Source organism: Agromyces sp. ISL-38 (assembly GCF_018613935.1).
In the GTDB taxonomy this organism is placed as follows: Bacteria; Actinomycetota; Actinomycetes; order Actinomycetales; family Microbacteriaceae; genus Agromyces.
In genome coordinates this window covers 60048-75393 of the sequence record NZ_JAGGPF010000001.1, presented here as the reverse complement: position 1 = coordinate 75393, position 15346 = coordinate 60048, and the positions used below count along the sequence as shown (strand labels likewise).

Genomic DNA, 15346 nt, shown 5'->3' with positions numbered 1-15346 from the left:
CCTCCCACCCGTCAGGAGCGCAATGCCTCCAGTACGGCGAGCACCCGGCGGTTGTCGTCGGCGGAAGGCGCGAGTCCGAGCTTGGAGAAGATCTGTGCGCACATGGACTCGACCGTCCGGTCGCTGATGAACAGGGCGTGCGCGATGCCGGCGTTCGAGCGGCCTTCGGCCATGGCCGCGAGCACCTCGCGCTCTCGGGTCGACAGCCGATCCAGCGGCGAGTCCTGCCGTCTCCGGCGCATCAGGCGCGACACGATCGAGGGGTCCAGCACGCACTCGCCGGCGATGACCCGGCGAAGGGCGTCCACGAGCACCGCGATGTCGGAGACGCGTTCCTTCAGCAGATAGCCGAGCCGCTCCGGTTGCTCGGTGAGCACTCGCTCGGCGTAGCGCGGCTCGAGATGCTGGCTGAGGAGCACGACCGCGGTAGCGGGGAACCGCTCGCGGATGCGTCGCGCGGCGACGAGGCCCTCGTCGGTGTGGGTCGGTGGCATGCGGATGTCGACGATCGCGACATCCGGATGTTCCCGCTCGACGAGCCGCATGAGCGATGCGGCATCCTCGGCCTCGCCGACGACGTCGACCCCTGCCGTGCCGAGGAGGAGGGCGAGGCCGCTGCGGACGAGCATCACGTCGTCGGCGATCACGACGCGCATGGCACCTCCATCGTGATTCGTGTGCCGACCTCGGTCTCGCTGACCGAGAGTCGCCCGCCGAGGGCGCCGATGCGATCGGCGGCGTCCGTGGTCTCCTCCGGTGCGAGCCGCGGCCCGGCCACGTCGACGACGGCGTACAGCGCGCCGTCGCGCACGCCGCCCGTGATGACCACGCGCTCCGCTGACGCTCGCGTCGCGAGGTCGACCGTCGTCGAGACGCCGAAGTGCAGCACGGCGCCGGCGTCGTCGTCGCCCGGCCGCTCGGTCGGTACGTGCAGTTCGACCGGGACCGACGCCCCGGCGGCGAGTTCTTCGACCGCCGCCCAGACCCCCTCGGTACGGAGAACCTCGGGGGCCAGCCCGTGGGCGATCGCCCGCAACTGCTCGAGCGCCGTACGGATCGCCCGTTCCGCCTCGGCGAGCTCGCCGAGTTCCGGGTCCGTCCTGCGGGCGACGGCCAAGTAGAGCATCGAACTCACGAGCCGCTGCTGTGCCCCGTCGTGGAGGTCGCGTTCGATTCGGCGGCCCTCGGCGTCGGCGATCTCCACGATCCGGCGTTGCGACGCCCGGAGTTCCGCCACGCGGGCTCGGGCAACGGCTGCGAGTTGCGCGTTGCGGAGCGCGAGCAGCCCCGACGCGCCGAACTGCGATGCCGCGTCGGACACGTCGCGGCCCGGTGCCGCGATCCGTGCGATCGGGACACCGCCGCTCTCGATGATGAGGGCGTCCTCACTGTCATGGACCGCTCGCCCGGTTGCGTCGACCCAGCGGCCCTCGCCGGGCACCGCGAAGTGCGCTGAGGTCAGCGGCGCCACGCCGGCATGGGTGAGACCCCGGGCGAGGCGCACGGCGGCAGCGCCCTTACGTGCCTCGACGAGAACCGCGGCGAGGACGGCGAGCCCGATTGCGAGCATTCCTGCAGTCGGGAGGTCGACCGGCGAGAGCTCCATCGGCCTGGCGTCCCAGCGCACGACGCGCCATGTCGCCGAGATCGCGATGGCGGCGGCGCAGGCACTCGCCCCCGCTAGGACCACGATCGGCGCCGCGCTCCGTCCGCGTCGAATCGCGACGATGGCGAGGCCGACGACCGCGGCGCTGGTGAGGATGCTGGCAGCAGCGAGCGCGAAGCGGGTCGAGAGGAGATCGGCGAGCAGGGCCGGCGCGTCGACGCAGCCGTGAAGGCAGCGTGGTTCGCGGAGGGGGTCGAATCCCAGGGCGAGGATCCCTGCCGCAGCGAGCGATGGCACGGCAACCAGCCACCACGCGCGTCCCACAGGGCCCCGCCAGCCGAGGGCGACGCTGCCGGCTCCCGCAACCGCGACCGGCAGGGTGCTCGCGAGGATCGCCTGCAGCCGATCGGGGAACGCGAGCACTGATGCGCACGCGGTGGCTGTGCCGACCGCAGCGACGATCGCGACGCCGGCTGCGGCGACGGACCGGCGAGCGGAGAGCAGCCACGCGTCGATCGCCAACAGCACCACCGCCGAGAAGTGCGCGGCGACCATCACCGGCTCATCCACGCGGACGGCCACGCCGAGGCCGCTCAGCACCGAGACGGCCGCGGTCGAGACTGCTGCGATCGTCGCGACAACCGCGGCGGCTCGACCTTGCGTCACCGCGGCGAACGAGTGAGGGACCCCGAGAGCTTGGGTCATGGCAGCGATCGTACCGGGGTGGTGACCGGACGGGACCGGACACCCGTGTTTTCCCCGGGCGCATACCGTGGAAACCCGCTGCCGCAGTGGCAGTTCGAGGCCGACACTGGTCGCATCACGCGGGACAATGGAGGTCATCATGTCGAAGACAGCGCGCGGTTCGGCTGTGCTCGCAGTGGCGATGCTGCTGGCGGGATGTGCTGCCGGTGCCGACAAGGCGGGCTCGGAGACGCTGGTGCTCCGTCTTGCCACGATTGACGGCGGACTCGATCCGACCGGCATCCAGCACGGACAGGCGGCATTCGTCGAGGCGCTCAGCGAGGTCTCCGACGGCCGGATCGAGGTCGAGATCGCGTGGGAGTACGGCGAGGGCCGCGCAGACGCGGAGTCCGACCTCGTTCGGGCGATCGCCGACGGCGATCTCGATGGTGGTTGGCCGTCGACCCGGGCGTTCGCGGCCGCCGGCTTCACCGGGATGAAGGCGATCGAGGCACCGCTGACACTGACGAACTACGAGGCGCTGGGCGCCGTCATCGACGGTCCGGCGGGTGAACAGCTTCTGGCTACGCTCGACAGCACCCCGATCATCGGGCTCGGCACGACGATCAGCGAGCTGCGCAGGCCGTTCTCCACAGAGCCGCTGGCCGAGCCATCCGACTGGGAAGGTGTGCGCTTCCGCTCGTACAACTCTCCGGTCCAGTCCGAAGCGATCACCGCGCTCGGAGGTGAACCGGTCTCAGCCGGGCTCGACTGGCGCGAGCGCGTCGAAGCAGGCGAGCTCGACGGCGCCGAACTGGGTCTTGGCATCGGCTCGCTCGTCGGAGGGGATGCACTTCCCAATGTCACGGCGAACGTCGTCCTCTGGCCGAAGCTCGTGGTGTTGTCGCTGAATCGGGAGCGCTTCGAGTCGCTCTCCGACGAGCAGCGAGGGTGGATCGAGCAGGCGGCACGCATCGGCGTGGGTGCCGCCGTCGCCGGCGACTACGACGAGTCCGAGTTCGCGGAGGTGGCGTGCAGTGCAGGCGTGCGTTTCGTAGCGGCTTCCGACGACGCCATCGCAGCGCTTCGCGAACGGGTGCAGCCGGTGATCGACGCGATTGCCGCCGACCCCGCCGAGCGTGCGCTGCTCGATGAGGTCAGGAAGGTGGCGCAACAGCATCCCGCACCGTATATTCCGGTGATTCCAGCCGGCTGTGGCGAAGGAGGCAGCGGCGCCTTGTCCGATGACGATGTCGCGTTCGCGTTGATTCCCGACGGCATCTACCGCACCGATGTGACCCTTGATGATCTGAACGCCGCCGGCGTGAGCAACTCGAACGGGTATACCGGCACCTGGACGATCACCGTCGACGCTGGCACATACGCATACACGTGCCAGCCGAACGCGCTCCCGGGCACGGACTGCGGGCACTCCACGTACGCGTCTGAAGCCGAGTACGCCAATGTGCTCGAAGCGGGGTACCTGCGCGGCGACGAGCGGATCGTGCGGTTCGTCTACGACGCCGCCGTGCACGATCGCCTCGCCGGGTGCGGGTCGTGCCATTCTCATCCGACGAAGACGGTCGGCTGGCAGCTCCAAGGCGAGACGCTCACGTTCACGGATGTCGGTGAACCGGTGATCGACGAACTGCTGGTCATCGAGCCGTGGGCGAAGGTCGGCTGACCGGTATCGATGCCGTTGCCGTCGTGCCGGCTCCCGCGGGGCTGTTCACGATCAGGCGCCCGCCTCGCGACCGGACACGGCCGGCGAGGCCGGTGAGCCCCGATCCATCCGGATCGGCGCCGCCGGCGCCGTCGTCCGAAACAGTCAGCACGAGTTGCCCGTCGAGGAGCGCCAGACGCACCAATACCCGTTGAGCGGACGCGTGCTTGAGCGCATTCGTCACAAGCTCGGAGGCGACGAATCGAAGCGCCGCCTCCGTCTCGGCGTCGCCGATCGCGTCGGGACCGACGAACAGCTCTACCGTCGCGTGCCGGGCAGCAAGCGATCGCAGCACGCCGTGGAGGCGTCCACCGCCCAGTTCCCGTAGCGAGCCGTCGACGATCCCGCGGACCTCGCGCTCCGTGCCGGCGAGCTGCTCGGCGACGACTGCGAGCGCGCTCTTCGAGTCCTCAGAACCGGCGCGGCGCCTCGCGCTCGCCACTGCAGCTCGGGCCTCGTCGAGCGGCGCCAGGACCCCGCCGCGCAATCGCGACGCGAGGTCGTGCCGACGCCGCTCGGCCGCCACGCCGATACGCTCCTGGGCGGCGGCGAGTGCGGCCCGCTGGCGTTCGAGCTCGACCGTCGTCCGTTCGTGGACGACGGTCAGGCGTGCGGCCTCGAGGATCGACCTGGCAGTGCGTTCGTCAGGGATGCTGCCCGGTCGGTGCACAAGCGTGCCGATCCGCTCCACGCCGTCCCGCACCTCGATCCGCTCGAGCCTGGCCGGCTTCGGCGCGTCGGGATCGAGCTCGGCTGGATCGGCTTCTCCATCCACCGCCATGATCCGCAGATCCGGATCGCGCAGCACGTGGCGGAGGATCGAAGAGAGCCCCGCGACGCCGACCCCGCCGGTCGCGAGGAGCACATCCGGGAGGTCGGCAGTCCGGAACTGTCGCAGGCGAGTGGACGTGACGAGCGCTGTGGCGACGCTCAGCAACGCGGCCTCATACAGGAGGAGCACGGTGACCGAGTCGAGTGGTCGCGGCACGATCGACGCCGCTGCCGCAGAGAGGGCGATCGCGATCGCTCCGCCGACCGATGCCGTGGTCGGCCCGCTGAGTCCGCGGCGACGTCCGCGCTGCCCGGGGGGTTCCCCATAAGCGATCCTGGTCGCTGCGACCGCCGCGAAGACGCCGGCGACCAGGAGTTGGGGCACGAGACCGGTCGCGATCGGAAGCGAGAGCGCGACGAGCGCCCACGGGATCACCCCTGAGATCCGCGCGGCAGGAAAGACGAGCAGGCAGATGGCGAGTGCGGTGCGGTGCGCGGCGCCGAGGTCCGGCGCGATCGACCCGAGGAGCCAGAGCACGCCGACCGCCGCTGCCAGCAGGCGCGGCAGCGGCGGGGCGATCGCCGTGGCTGCGGCGAGGAGGAAAGCGAAACCGACTCCGAGGTCGATGACGATCGCCCATGGCGGCGATCCGGAGGCGGCGCCTGAGATGCCCGCCGCGACCGTGAGCGCCACAGATCCTGTGATCGCGGAAACCGCGAGCACAACACGCCCGCCGTGTGGCAGCTTTCCGGCCATGACCCGCATCCTGCCAGTGGCCGGGCGCCGCCGCCAGCATGCGGGTACGGCTCTGTGCCGGATCGGGCGGGCGGATGCCGCGAGCACCCGCCGGCATCCGCACCGAGCGCGTCACATTCCGACCGCCCGAGCGCCCATGGGCGCCCGACGTGGCGGGAAGTGACGCGTTCGCAGCGGCCGGGCGCCGCCGCGGCATCCGCTCAGCCGCGCAGCGCCTCGGCCAGCTTCACCCGCGAACCCGGCGCCGTTGCCGCCGACGAATCCCGTGAGGCGACCGTCGCCGACGGTGAAGCTCACCGCATCGAGGGCCGGCCGGTCGCCGTAGCGCTTGCTGACGTCATGGAGTTCGAGCATGGCTCCACGCTACGGATGCCGCATGGCCGAGGCATCCGTCGCACGACGGGTTCTCGTGCTCCGTCGTGCGGCGGAGGGGCTTTCGGATGTCGCCGCCGCTGGGTACGATCGCACGGTGACGAACGGATTCGACGGATCCGAGGCGGGGGAAGTGCCGACATCGAAGCCGACGCCGACTGTCGGCGTGTCGCCACCGCCGGGCGGCATGCGGATGTTCCTCCACGTGCTCGCGAACACGATGATCGCGAACGTCACGACGAGCTTCCTCTGGTTCGCGCTCACGTTCTGGGTGTACCTCGAGACCCGCTCGGTGCTCGCGACGGGCATCATCGGCGGCGCGTACATGCTCCTCATCGCCGTCTTCTCGATCCTCTTCGGCACCATCGTCGACCGCCACCGCAAGCATCGGGTCATGGTGCTCTCGAGCGTGATCACCCTCATCGCGTTCGTCGCGGCCGGCCTCCTGTACCTCGCGCAGCCCGAGTCCGCCCTCGTCGATCTGGGCGGGCCCTGGTTCTGGGTGTTCGCCGGCGTCATCCTGTTCGGCTCGGTCGTCGAGAACATGCGCAACATCGCGCTGTCGACGACGGTCACGCTGCTCGTGCCCGAGGAGCGGCACGCGAACGCGAACGGCATGGTCGGCACGGTGCAGGGGCTCGCGTTCATCGTCACGAGCGTGTTCAGCGGGCTCGCGATCGGCTTCGTCGGCATGGGCTGGACCCTCGCGATCGCGATCGCGGCGACCCTGGTGGCGCTCGTGCACCTGCTGTTCGTGCGCATTCCCGAGGAACATCCGGTCGCCGAAGGCGGGCGGCCCCCGGCGGTGGACCTGCGGGGCAGCATCTCCGCGATCCGCTCTGCGCCGGGGCTCTTCGCCCTCATCCTGTTCTCCACGTTCAACAACCTCATCGGCGGCGCCTACATCGCGCTCATGGACCCGTACGGCTTGACGCTCTTCCCGGTCGAGGCGTGGGGCGTCGTGTTCGGCGTCGCCTCCACGGGGTTCATCCTCGGCGGCATCGCGATCGCGAAATGGGGCCTCGGACGAAACCCGATCCGCACGATGCTGCTCGTGGTCGTCGCCATGGGATTGATCGGTGCGCTCTTCACGATCCGCGAATGGTGGCTGCTCTACGCGATCGGGATCTGGGCCTACATGGCCCTCATCCCTGCGGTGGAGGCCGCCGAGCAGACCGTCATCCAGAAGGTCGTGCCGTTCCGTCGCCAGGGTCGTGTCTTCGGCTTCGCGCAGGCCTTCGAGGCGGCGGCCGCGCCGATCACGGCGTTCCTGATCGCCCCCATCGCGCAGTTCTGGATCATCCCCTACATGGAGTCGGAGGGCGGGCAGGCGACGTGGGGACGGCTCCTCGGCGAAGGTGACGCTCGCGGCATCGCGCTGGTGTTCCTCTTCGCCGGACTCGCCCTCGTCGCCTTCGCCCTCATCGCCTTCCGCACGCGCTCCTACCGGCTCCTGTCGGCGGAGTACCAGGGCGAGGCGCCGTCGGATGCCGCGACCGAGGCATCCGGCACCGAGGCATCCGGCATCGAGGCATCCGGCATCGAGGCTTCCGGCACCGAGGCATCCGACACCGAGGCATCCGGCACCGAGGCAGCTCAGCGCACGAGGTAGCGGAGGCTGACGACGCCGCCCGGCCTCGCCTCGACGTGGTCGAGCTCGAGCCGGCGGTCGCCGACGTCGGCCGGGGTGAACGAGCGGCCGTCGCCGAGCAGCGCCGGCACGATGCGCAGGTGCAGCTCGTCGACGAGTCCCGCGCGAAGCAGCGCGTCGGCGAGCGTGAGGCTTCCCCACACGATGACGGCGTCGTAGCGCTCCTTCAGGGCTCTGGCCGCGTCGGCACCGTCGCCGCGGAGGATCTCGATCTGCCCATCGCCCCATGGTGCTTCCGCCAGCGTGTTCGAGACCACGAGCTTCGGCAGCCGGCTGATGAGCTCGGCGACCTGCTCGACCTTCGGGTCGACCTCCGGCCAGTAGTCGGCGAACATCCGGTAGGTCGTGGCGCCGAAGAGGATCGCGTCGGCCTGCGAGACGTAGTCGAGCTGCTCCGCGTCGTTGAGGTCGACCTCGCCGTTCTCGCCGGGGCGCACGAGCGCCTCGAAGAACTCGATGCCGCCCTCGGGGTCGGCCGCGTAGCCGTCGGCGGTGACCACCTGCTCGACGATGAGGCGGCCCATCAGCGCTGCCCTCCAGCGCCGAGTCGCTCGTCGAGCACGTCGAAGGCGCTCGCCCAGCCGTCGTAGACGTTGTCGTCGCCGGGCACGCCCGCGATGCCGTCGAGGTGGAAGGTCATCTCCGTTCGGTCGCCGAGGTCGGCGAGCGTCACCGTGATGAGCGGTGCCGCATCGTCGGCATCGCCGGGGGAGCCCCAGGTGAAGACGAGTCGCTCGGGCTCGACGACCTCGCGGTAGACCCCGGCGGTCGGGTACTCGGTGCCGTCGGGCGCGATCATCGTGTAGCGGTAGCGGCCTCCGGGGCGCACATCGATCTCGACCGACTCGCGCGGAGTGGTGACCCCCCGAGGGTGCCACCAGGTTGCGGCCTCGTCGGGGTCTGTCCATGCGCGCCAGATGGTCTCGCGGGGCGCATCGAACACACGCGTGATGGTGAACTGCTTCTCGCCGGTGGCGGTCTGCTCAGGCATCCGTCTTCCCTTTCAGTTCGCGGAGTCGCTCGTCGAGCAGGTCGAAGCGCTCGGTCCACTCGCCACGGTGGCGATCGACCCAGGCGGATGCCTCGTCGAGCGGCTCAGTGCGGATGGTGCACGTGCGCCACTGCGCCGAGGCGGTGCGCTCGATGAGGCCCGCCCGCTCGAGCACGTTGAGGTGCTGCGAGATCGCGGGCCGGCTCATCGCGAAGGGCTCGGCGAGTGCGCCGACGGTCATCGATCCGTCGCGGAGGCGCGAGAGGATCTCGCGCCTCGTCGGGTCGGCGAGCGCCTGGAACACGCGACTGAGCTCGTCGGGCGAATCGACCAAGGTAAGCAACTCCTTACGTAAGGATTTCCTTAAACATACGTCGGGATGCCGGCGCCGTCAACCCCCACCGTCAACGCTCGACGCAGAATGGGAGCATGACGTCCGACGTGCGAAACCTCACTGCCGCCCTCGACTCATTCACCGAGCACTGGGCTCCGCGCCGGCTCGTGACCGTGAACGACTACGACGTGAAGGTCTTCAAGGCGCAGGGCGAGTTCACCTGGCACACGCATCCCGACACCGACGAGCTCTTCCTCGTGATCTCGGGCCGCCTCACCATCCAGCTTCGCGACGGCGACGTCGAGCTCGGACCGAACGACGTGTACGTCGTGCCGCGCGGCGTCGAGCACTGCCCGCGAGCCGACGGCGAGGTCTCGGCGATGCTCATCGAGCCGCAGGGCACCGTCAACACGGGCGATACCCCGAGCGAGCGCACTTCGCCCGTGCAGGACATCGGCCTCGACTAGCAGGCACGTAACGGCACGCACAGTGCGTGTCAGCTTGCCGGGGCGTGCAGGCAGCACGAACAGCAGGAGCAGCGCGCGTCAGCTCGCCGCGCGACGGTCTCGGTCATCTCTCCACGCGATCGAGAGGGGGGCTCGGCCCGGATCCGTCGCGCGGCGGAGATCGGCGGCATCCGCTCGGTTCAGGCTCGCGCCCTGCGTTGCTCCCGCGGCCGGTCCTTCAGGAAGATCAGCGGCAGCAGCCAGGTGCCGAGCGCCGTGACGAGCCAGACGATGACGGTGGCGAGCACCCATGTGAGCAGCCCGTCGATGCGCAGCCCGTTCGCGATGACCGTCGCGAGCAACAGGGAGATGAACGTCGAGATGAGCCCGACGCCGCCGAGCACGGCCGGCGCGTGCCGCGCGGCGAGCTTCGAGACGAGGGGACTCAGCAGCGACTGCGCGATCGCGAACACGATCATCGCGACGAGGAAGCCCGCCCACTCGATGTCGAAGCCGGGCAGGAGGATCCATGCGACGAGGAGTCCGAGGGCGGCGGTTCCGAGGAAGATCGCCACGCGGATCAGGAAGCGCACCATGCCCGGAGAATATCGGTGCCCGTGCGGCCCGCTGGGCGCAACACTCGGCGTTCGTGTGATGGGCGCGAACGTTGGCAGCGCCGCGCGCCGTGTCTCTTGGCATGGGGCGCCGAGTCGAGGAAGATGAACCCATGAGTCGTCGGGGGCAGCGCACGAGCCGGTCCGTCACGCCTGTCGCACCCAACCCGGCCGCCCGCCGCGTGCAGACGATCTACTTCACGCTGCTCGTCGGCAACACCCTCGCGGCATCCTTCATCTGGGGAATCAACACGCTGTTCCTCCTCGATGCCGGCCTCACGAATCTCGAGGCGTTCGCCGCCAATGCGTTCTTCACCGCCGGCATGGTGCTCTTCGAGGTGCCGACGGGCGTGGTCGCCGACACCTGGGGCCGGCGCGTGTCGTACCTGCTCGGCACCGTGACCCTCTCCGTCACGACCTTCCTGTACTACCTGATGTGGGTTGTGTCGGCGCCGTTCTGGGCCTGGGCGGTCGTCTCGGTGCTGCTCGGGCTCGGCTTCACGTTCTTCTCGGGCGCGGTCGAGGCGTGGCTCGTCGACGCGCTGCACGCGACCGGTTACCGCGGCAGCCTCGAGCAGGTGTTCGGACGCGGCCAGGCGGCATCCGGGGCGGCCATGCTCGGCGGCTCGGTGCTCGGCGGCGTGCTCGCGCAGTTGACCGACCTCGGGGTGCCGTTCCTCGTGCGCGCGGGCATTCTCATCGTGATGTTCATCGTCGCCGCCGTCGTCATGAGAGACCTCGGATTCACGCCCGCCGGGCGGGCCCATCCGCTGCAGGCGACTCGCCAGGTGTTCAACGCATCCGTCAGGTACGGGCTCGGCAACCCGCCCGTGCGCTACGTGATGCTCGCCTCGTGCTTCAGCGCGGGTGTCGGCATCTACGTGTTCTACGCACTTCAGCCGTACCTGCTCGAGCTCTGGGGAGACAAGGACGCCTACTCGATCGCCGGCCTCGCCGCCGCGATCGTCGCCGGCGCGCAGATCGCGGGCGGATGGCTCGCACCGAGCGTGCGCCGGTTGTTCCGCAAGCGCACCACGACGATCATCATCGCCACCATGTCGAGCGCGACGATCCTCGTGGTGCTGGGCCTGAACCGCAGCTTCTGGGTCGCGATCGTGCTGCTCGCCCTGTGGGGCCTCGTGTTCGCCGCAGCCGGCCCGGTGCGGCAGGCCTACCTGAACGACATGATCCCGTCGACCCAGCGCGCGACGGTGCTCTCGTTCGACTCGCTGCTCGGCAGCGCGGGCGGTGTCGTGATCCAGCCTGCGCTGGGGCGCTCCGCCGACGTCTACGGCTACCCGGGATCGCTCCTGATCGGCGGCCTCGTCGACGTGCTCGCGGTGCCGTTCCTGATCGCGAGCCGGCGACAGGGGTCGGCGTCGGATGTCTCGACCGGCGTCGCGCCCGAGCCCGAAGCCGATGCCGCACCCGAACCGGATGCCGCACCCGATGCCGCTCCAGGGGTGCCGCCCGCGTCACCCTCCTGACCGTCGCCGTTCACCTCCGCGTCATCGTCAAGGCCCCCGTTCGCGGGTCGGACGTGTAACATGACCGGACACGCCGGAAGGCCGAGGGGCTGAGCGGTGCAGGCGAGCTGGGGGTGCGCGGTGCGAAAGGTCATGCTGGCGAGCGTCGCCTCGGTGGCCCTGCTCATCGGCGCGGTGTTCATGGGCGTCGCCGCCGCCACGACGGGCGCCCCGATCCGTGAAGACGCCCGCTACGTGCAGCCGCCTCCCGGGGGGCCCGACAGGTTCGGCGTCGTCGAGGGCGATGACGGCGGGGCTGCTCCCGGCGCGCCTGCGCCCGTCGACGAGGCGGGCTCCGACGCGAACACACCGCCGAGCCCCGCGCCGGCTCCGGAGCCGACGCCGGCCCCGGCCCCGACTCCCGAGCCGACTCCCACTCCGACGCCGGAGCCGACTCCCACCCCGACTCCCACTCCGACTCCCACGCCCGGTCCCGACGGCGCGCCGAGCCCCGATGCCACCCCCGATGCCACCGCGGCACCGACCGCGGCCGAACAGGAGGCGTGGCGCGCGTTCCAGCAGGTCGTGCGCGACTGCATGGCCGAAGCCGGCCAGGGCTACGTGATGTGGGAATGGTGGAACAACGACCCGTCGGCCGGCACCCACCCCGGCATGCCGGCCGGCCTCACCGACGCGCAGGCCGCCGCTTGGGAGCTCGCGCTCGACGGCAATACCGGAACGGGCGCCGACTACCGCTGGGAGGACGCCGGCTGCTGGGGCTACGCCGTGCACGTTGCGGCCGGCGCGAGCTGAGCCGCCGCGACGACTCCCGGGTCAGGCGGTGAGCTCCGTCACGGTTCCGTTGAGCGTCGCGGCATCCGCTCGCCACAGGTCGACGACGGATGCCGCGAGCCGGCCTTCGAGCCCCGCGAGCGCGCGCACGCGGAACGTGACCGCCGCGGCCGTCGCACCTGCCGTGGCCCCCGCCGTCGTGAACCCGTGAGCGAGCGACCGCATCCACGTCTCGCTCGCGGCCTTGACGGCGGCGTAGTTCGCCCCGCCCGCGGTGGGAGCGGCGACCGTCGTCGAGGAGACCATCGCGATGCGACCCGCGTGGGAGGCGAGCAGGTCGTCCCAGAAAGCGCGGCTCACGTGCCGCAGCGCCGCGAACGAGCGCTCGAGGAACCGGTAGTCCTCGTCGCTCTGGCCGGGGATGCCACCTCCGCCGCGCCAGCCGCCGACGAGATGGATGACTCCGTCGATGTCGCCGACCCTGGCGTGCACGCGCATCGCGAGCTCGAGCACGTCGTCGCCGTCGGCGAGGTCGGCGCGCTCGCCGACGGCGCCGGGCAGCTCGGCCTCGAGGGCGTCGAGGCGGTCTTCGTCGCTGCCGACGGCGACCACGCGAGCGCCCGCTTCGAGCAAGGCGCGAACGACGACGCGGCCGGCCGATCCGGTCGCACCGGTGACGAGCACCGTGCGGCCGGCCACACCCGGCTCAGCCATCGCCCTGCGAGCCCGTGATGCCGACGGTCGACTCGATGACGGGCTTCATCTTCTTGTCGAGCGCCTCGTAGAACATCGAGAGCGGGAACTCGTCGTCCATCACGAGGTCGGTGTAGCCCTTCGGCGGGCCGGCGAGCACCTCGCGAGGCAGGCCGGCGGCCCACACCGACGCCGGGTTCGGCGTGAGTACGCCGCGCACCAGTTCGTACGCCGCGAGCCAGTGCGCGGTCTTCGGACGGTCGATCGACTTCCAGTACAGCTCGTCGATCGCATCGCCGAGCGCCACGACGGCGTCGGGCACGGCGTCCCAGTCGAAGCTCAGCGAGACATCCGTCCACTCGAGCACGCCCTTCTGGTGCAGCCATGCGAAGAGCAGCTGCCCGCCGAGCCCGTCGTAGTTGCGCACGCGCGAGCCCGTGATCGCGAACCGGAAGATGCGATCGAAGATCACCGCATACTGCACGAGCGTCGCGTGGTGCAGCGTCTCGGTCTCGAGGGCACTGAGCGTCTCGCCCGCGGCGGCGCCGGCGCGCAGGGCCCGGGTGATCTTCACCGACTCGCGGAACGCGGTGAGGTCGCACCGCAGCTCCTCGAGCGAGTAGAGGAAGAACGGCATGCGCTGCTTGATCATGAACGGGTCGAACGGCAGGTCGCCGCGCATGTGGGTGCGGTCGTGGATGATGTCCCACATCACGAACGTGCGCTCGGCGAGCTCCTGGTCGTCGAGCAGGCGCGCAGCGTCGTCGGGCAGGTCGAGCTTGGTGATGCCGGATGCCGCGCGCACGACGGTACGGTACCGCGCGGCCTCGCGATCCTGGAAGATCGCCCCCCACGTGAACGACGGGACCTCGCGCATCGCGACGGTCTCGGGGAAGAGCACCGCCGAGTTCGTGTCGTATCCCGGCGTGAAGTCCACGAAGCGCAGGCTCACGAACAGCTTGTTCGAGTAGTCGCCCGCCTCGAGCGCGGCGATGAACTCGGGCCAGATCGTCTCGACCACGAGCGCCTCGACGTGCCGGTCGGTCGACCCGTTCTGCGTGTACATGGGGAAGACCACGAGATGACGGATGCCGTCGACGCGATGCCGTTGCGGCTGGAACTCCTGGAGCGAGTCGAGGAAGTCGGGTACGCCGAGATCCTCTGCCTGCCAGCGCCGGAAGTCATGAACGGATGCCGCGAGGTACGCCGCCTCGTGCGGGAACCGCGGCGCGAGCGCCTCGATCGATTCGACGATGGCGTCGACGAGATCGGATGCCGCGGGCCGGTCGCCGGGCTCGGGGACCGAACCGTCTTTCGCCTGCAGCGACTGGAGCTTCGTCGCCGACTCCTTGAGGCGGAGCCACGCCGGGTCGTGCTCGACGCCGTCGGCGAGGGCGAGCTGCGCGGACGTGATCTCGTCTTCGAGAACCTCGGGTTCGCCGATGATGGCGTCGACGCTGGTGTTCGACATGTGAACCTCCGTTCCTCGGGATCGGTGCCGATCGGCACGCTGCCGGCAGCGGGAAATCGCCGCTCGCATCAAGGCTACGAGGCAAGTGTCCGCGATTGCTTGCAGTCCTGCGCGAGATTCCCGCGTCCGCGCGCGATATCGCAGCGAACTTCGCCGCACTCCCCCGACCCGTGCGAGTGGGGCCGATTCGTGCGGCGAGCCTCCGTTCGGAGCATCCGCGGAGCGAACTTCACTGAGGAATTCTCAGGACTATTCCGAGGGCGAGGGCGTGGAGGTACTGATCCGGCGCCGCTGCGCGCCGCATACCTTCAGGGCATCCCCACTCGGAAAGGAATGGAGCCATGAACAGAAAGACAGCGGCCGCGGCGGTCATCACCGCGTCGCTTGCAGTACTCCTGAGCGGTTGCGCCGGTGCGGCGGCGCAGAGCCAGGTCAACGACGATCTCAAGCCGTTGGCCAACTCCGTTGCGATCGGTCTCGCCCGCGGCCGCGTCATCGTCAAGGACGACCTCTCGCCGACGCGCCCGCAGACGATCGCGCAGCAGGCGGACGCATCCCGCCCCTGGAGCGCTGACGAGCGACGTGAGTTCCACGCGCAGTCGGTGCTGTCGGTCACGGTCGAGCAGCCGTTCAGCGCCGAGGTATGGCGCGAGCTGAAGGGCACCGCGCCGGCCACGGTCGAGCACCCGTTCAGCGATGCCGCGAAGCGCGAGCTGAAGGGCACCGCGCCGGCCACGGTCGAGCACCCGTTCAGCGATGCCGCGAAGCGCGAGCTGAAGGGAAGCGCACCGGTCGCCGTGAGTGCTGCAGACATGCAGGGCACGCGCCTCAGCGCGTTCGCCGAGGCATACGCGGCCGTCGCCGTTCACGACGACCTCTCGCCGCTTCGCGACGGAACACGCCCCGCCCCCACCCCTGACACGGTCGACGACGACCTCTCGCCACTGGGAGGCGACCGCTGACCGGCCACCGGGA

At 70.3% G+C, this 15346-nt stretch carries 15 protein-coding genes and 1 pseudogene; 6 read left to right on the top strand and 10 right to left on the bottom strand.

Annotation, left to right across the window (positions count from 1 at the left end; translation table 11 throughout):
• Positions 1-11: 11 nt before the first annotated feature.
• A complete protein-coding gene (locus J7E25_RS00365; RefSeq protein WP_214866882.1) occupies positions 12-656 on the bottom strand; it encodes a response regulator transcription factor in 645 nt (214 codons plus the stop codon).
• Entirely contained in the window at positions 644-2311 is a 1668-nt protein-coding gene (locus J7E25_RS00360; protein WP_214866880.1) for a sensor histidine kinase, read from the bottom strand. Before J7E25_RS00360 ends, J7E25_RS00365 begins: the two co-directional genes overlap by 13 nt.
• Before the next feature lie 139 nt (positions 2312-2450).
• On the opposite strand from J7E25_RS00360, the gene J7E25_RS00355 reads away from it, so the two are divergent.
• Positions 2451-3974, top strand: a complete 1524-nt coding sequence (locus J7E25_RS00355; protein WP_214866878.1) for a TRAP transporter substrate-binding protein — start codon at positions 2451-2453, stop codon at positions 3972-3974.
• On the opposite strand, the gene J7E25_RS00350 is transcribed toward J7E25_RS00355, so the two are convergent.
• Entirely contained in the window at positions 3946-5541 is a 1596-nt protein-coding gene (locus J7E25_RS00350; RefSeq protein ID WP_214866876.1) for a sensor histidine kinase, read from the bottom strand. The two genes, J7E25_RS00355 and J7E25_RS00350, sit on opposite strands and share 29 nt — an antisense overlap.
• Positions 5542-5778: 237 nt before the next feature.
• Positions 5779-5895, bottom strand: a pseudogene (locus J7E25_RS00345) (ABC transporter ATP-binding protein); the annotation flags it as partial.
• A 205-nt stretch (positions 5896-6100) separates the two neighbouring features.
• On the opposite strand from J7E25_RS00345, the gene J7E25_RS00340 reads away from it, so the two are divergent.
• Complete coding sequence (locus J7E25_RS00340) at positions 6101-7525, top strand: MFS transporter (protein WP_214867766.1); 1425 nt, start codon at positions 6101-6103, stop codon at positions 7523-7525.
• Here J7E25_RS00340 and J7E25_RS00335 read toward each other — a convergent pair.
• Genes J7E25_RS00335 through J7E25_RS00325 form a run of 3 tightly spaced genes read right to left on the bottom strand, consistent with a single transcriptional unit; the run spans position 7510 to position 8889 of the window.
• Positions 7510-8088: a dihydrofolate reductase family protein gene (locus tag J7E25_RS00335; protein ID WP_214866874.1), complete on the bottom strand. Its 579-nt coding sequence runs from the start codon at positions 8086-8088 to the stop codon at positions 7510-7512. The genes J7E25_RS00340 and J7E25_RS00335 overlap by 16 nt on opposite strands.
• A complete protein-coding gene (locus J7E25_RS00330) occupies positions 8088-8555 on the bottom strand; it encodes an SRPBCC domain-containing protein (RefSeq protein ID WP_214866872.1) in 468 nt (155 codons plus the stop codon). Before J7E25_RS00330 ends, J7E25_RS00335 begins: the two co-directional genes overlap by 1 nt.
• Positions 8548-8889, bottom strand: a complete 342-nt coding sequence (locus J7E25_RS00325; RefSeq protein WP_214866870.1) for a helix-turn-helix transcriptional regulator — start codon at positions 8887-8889, stop codon at positions 8548-8550. Before J7E25_RS00325 ends, J7E25_RS00330 begins: the two co-directional genes overlap by 8 nt.
• Before the next feature lie 95 nt (positions 8890-8984).
• Here J7E25_RS00325 and J7E25_RS00320 point away from each other — a divergent pair, with 95 nt between their 5' ends.
• A complete protein-coding gene (locus J7E25_RS00320; protein WP_214866868.1) occupies positions 8985-9356 on the top strand; it encodes a cupin domain-containing protein in 372 nt (123 codons plus the stop codon).
• 179 nt (positions 9357-9535) lie between these two features.
• On the opposite strand, the gene J7E25_RS00315 is transcribed toward J7E25_RS00320, so the two are convergent.
• Complete coding sequence (locus tag J7E25_RS00315; RefSeq protein ID WP_214866866.1) at positions 9536-9931, bottom strand: phage holin family protein; 396 nt, start codon at positions 9929-9931, stop codon at positions 9536-9538.
• A gap of 131 nt (positions 9932-10062) precedes the next feature.
• Between J7E25_RS00315 and J7E25_RS00310 the strand changes: the two genes are divergently transcribed.
• Together J7E25_RS00310 and J7E25_RS00305 are read left to right on the top strand one after the other, a co-directional pair.
• A complete protein-coding gene (locus J7E25_RS00310) occupies positions 10063-11436 on the top strand; it encodes an MFS transporter (protein ID WP_214866864.1) in 1374 nt (457 codons plus the stop codon).
• Between the two features lie 120 nt (positions 11437-11556).
• Positions 11557-12228, top strand: coding sequence for a hypothetical protein (locus J7E25_RS00305; protein ID WP_214866862.1), 672 nt, complete (start codon positions 11557-11559; stop codon positions 12226-12228).
• Positions 12229-12249: 21 nt separating this feature from the next.
• Here the strand turns inward: J7E25_RS00305 and J7E25_RS00300 are convergent, their stop codons facing one another.
• Together J7E25_RS00300 and J7E25_RS00295 are read right to left on the bottom strand one after the other, a co-directional pair.
• Complete coding sequence (locus J7E25_RS00300) at positions 12250-12921, bottom strand: SDR family NAD(P)-dependent oxidoreductase (RefSeq protein WP_214866860.1); 672 nt, start codon at positions 12919-12921, stop codon at positions 12250-12252.
• Entirely contained in the window at positions 12914-14371 is a 1458-nt protein-coding gene (locus tag J7E25_RS00295) for a DUF6421 family protein (protein WP_214866858.1), read from the bottom strand. Before J7E25_RS00295 ends, J7E25_RS00300 begins: the two co-directional genes overlap by 8 nt.
• Before the next feature lie 341 nt (positions 14372-14712).
• On the opposite strand from J7E25_RS00295, the gene J7E25_RS00290 reads away from it, so the two are divergent.
• Positions 14713-15333, top strand: coding sequence for a hypothetical protein (locus tag J7E25_RS00290; protein WP_214866856.1), 621 nt, complete (start codon positions 14713-14715; stop codon positions 15331-15333).
• The last annotated feature ends 13 nt before the right edge of the window (positions 15334-15346 follow it).

Excerpts from the sequence above, each read along its gene's own strand:
- J7E25_RS00335 (WP_214866874.1), bottom strand. The coding sequence starts at position 8,088 with ATGGGCCGCCTCATCGTCGAGCAGGTGGTCACCGCCGACGGCTACGCG.
- J7E25_RS00315 (WP_214866866.1), bottom strand. The coding sequence starts at position 9,931 with ATGGTGCGCTTCCTGATCCGCGTGGCGATCTTCCTCGGAACCGCCGCC.
- J7E25_RS00340 (WP_214867766.1), top strand. The coding sequence starts at position 6,101 with ATGCGGATGTTCCTCCACGTGCTCGCGAACACGATGATCGCGAACGTC.
- J7E25_RS00290 (WP_214866856.1), top strand. The coding sequence starts at position 14,713 with ATGAACAGAAAGACAGCGGCCGCGGCGGTCATCACCGCGTCGCTTGCA.
- J7E25_RS00365 (WP_214866882.1), bottom strand. The coding sequence starts at position 656 with ATGCGCGTCGTGATCGCCGACGACGTGATGCTCGTCCGCAGCGGCCTC.
- J7E25_RS00350 (WP_214866876.1), bottom strand. The coding sequence starts at position 5,541 with ATGGCCGGAAAGCTGCCACACGGCGGGCGTGTTGTGCTCGCGGTTTCC.
- J7E25_RS00330 (WP_214866872.1), bottom strand. The coding sequence starts at position 8,555 with ATGCCTGAGCAGACCGCCACCGGCGAGAAGCAGTTCACCATCACGCGT.
- J7E25_RS00360 (WP_214866880.1), bottom strand. The coding sequence starts at position 2,311 with ATGACCCAAGCTCTCGGGGTCCCTCACTCGTTCGCCGCGGTGACGCAA.
- J7E25_RS00355 (WP_214866878.1), top strand. The coding sequence starts at position 2,451 with ATGTCGAAGACAGCGCGCGGTTCGGCTGTGCTCGCAGTGGCGATGCTG.
- J7E25_RS00295 (WP_214866858.1), bottom strand. The coding sequence starts at position 14,371 with ATGTCGAACACCAGCGTCGACGCCATCATCGGCGAACCCGAGGTTCTC.
- J7E25_RS00310 (WP_214866864.1), top strand. The coding sequence starts at position 10,063 with ATGAGTCGTCGGGGGCAGCGCACGAGCCGGTCCGTCACGCCTGTCGCA.
- J7E25_RS00300 (WP_214866860.1), bottom strand. The coding sequence starts at position 12,921 with ATGGCTGAGCCGGGTGTGGCCGGCCGCACGGTGCTCGTCACCGGTGCG.
- J7E25_RS00320 (WP_214866868.1), top strand. The coding sequence starts at position 8,985 with ATGACGTCCGACGTGCGAAACCTCACTGCCGCCCTCGACTCATTCACC.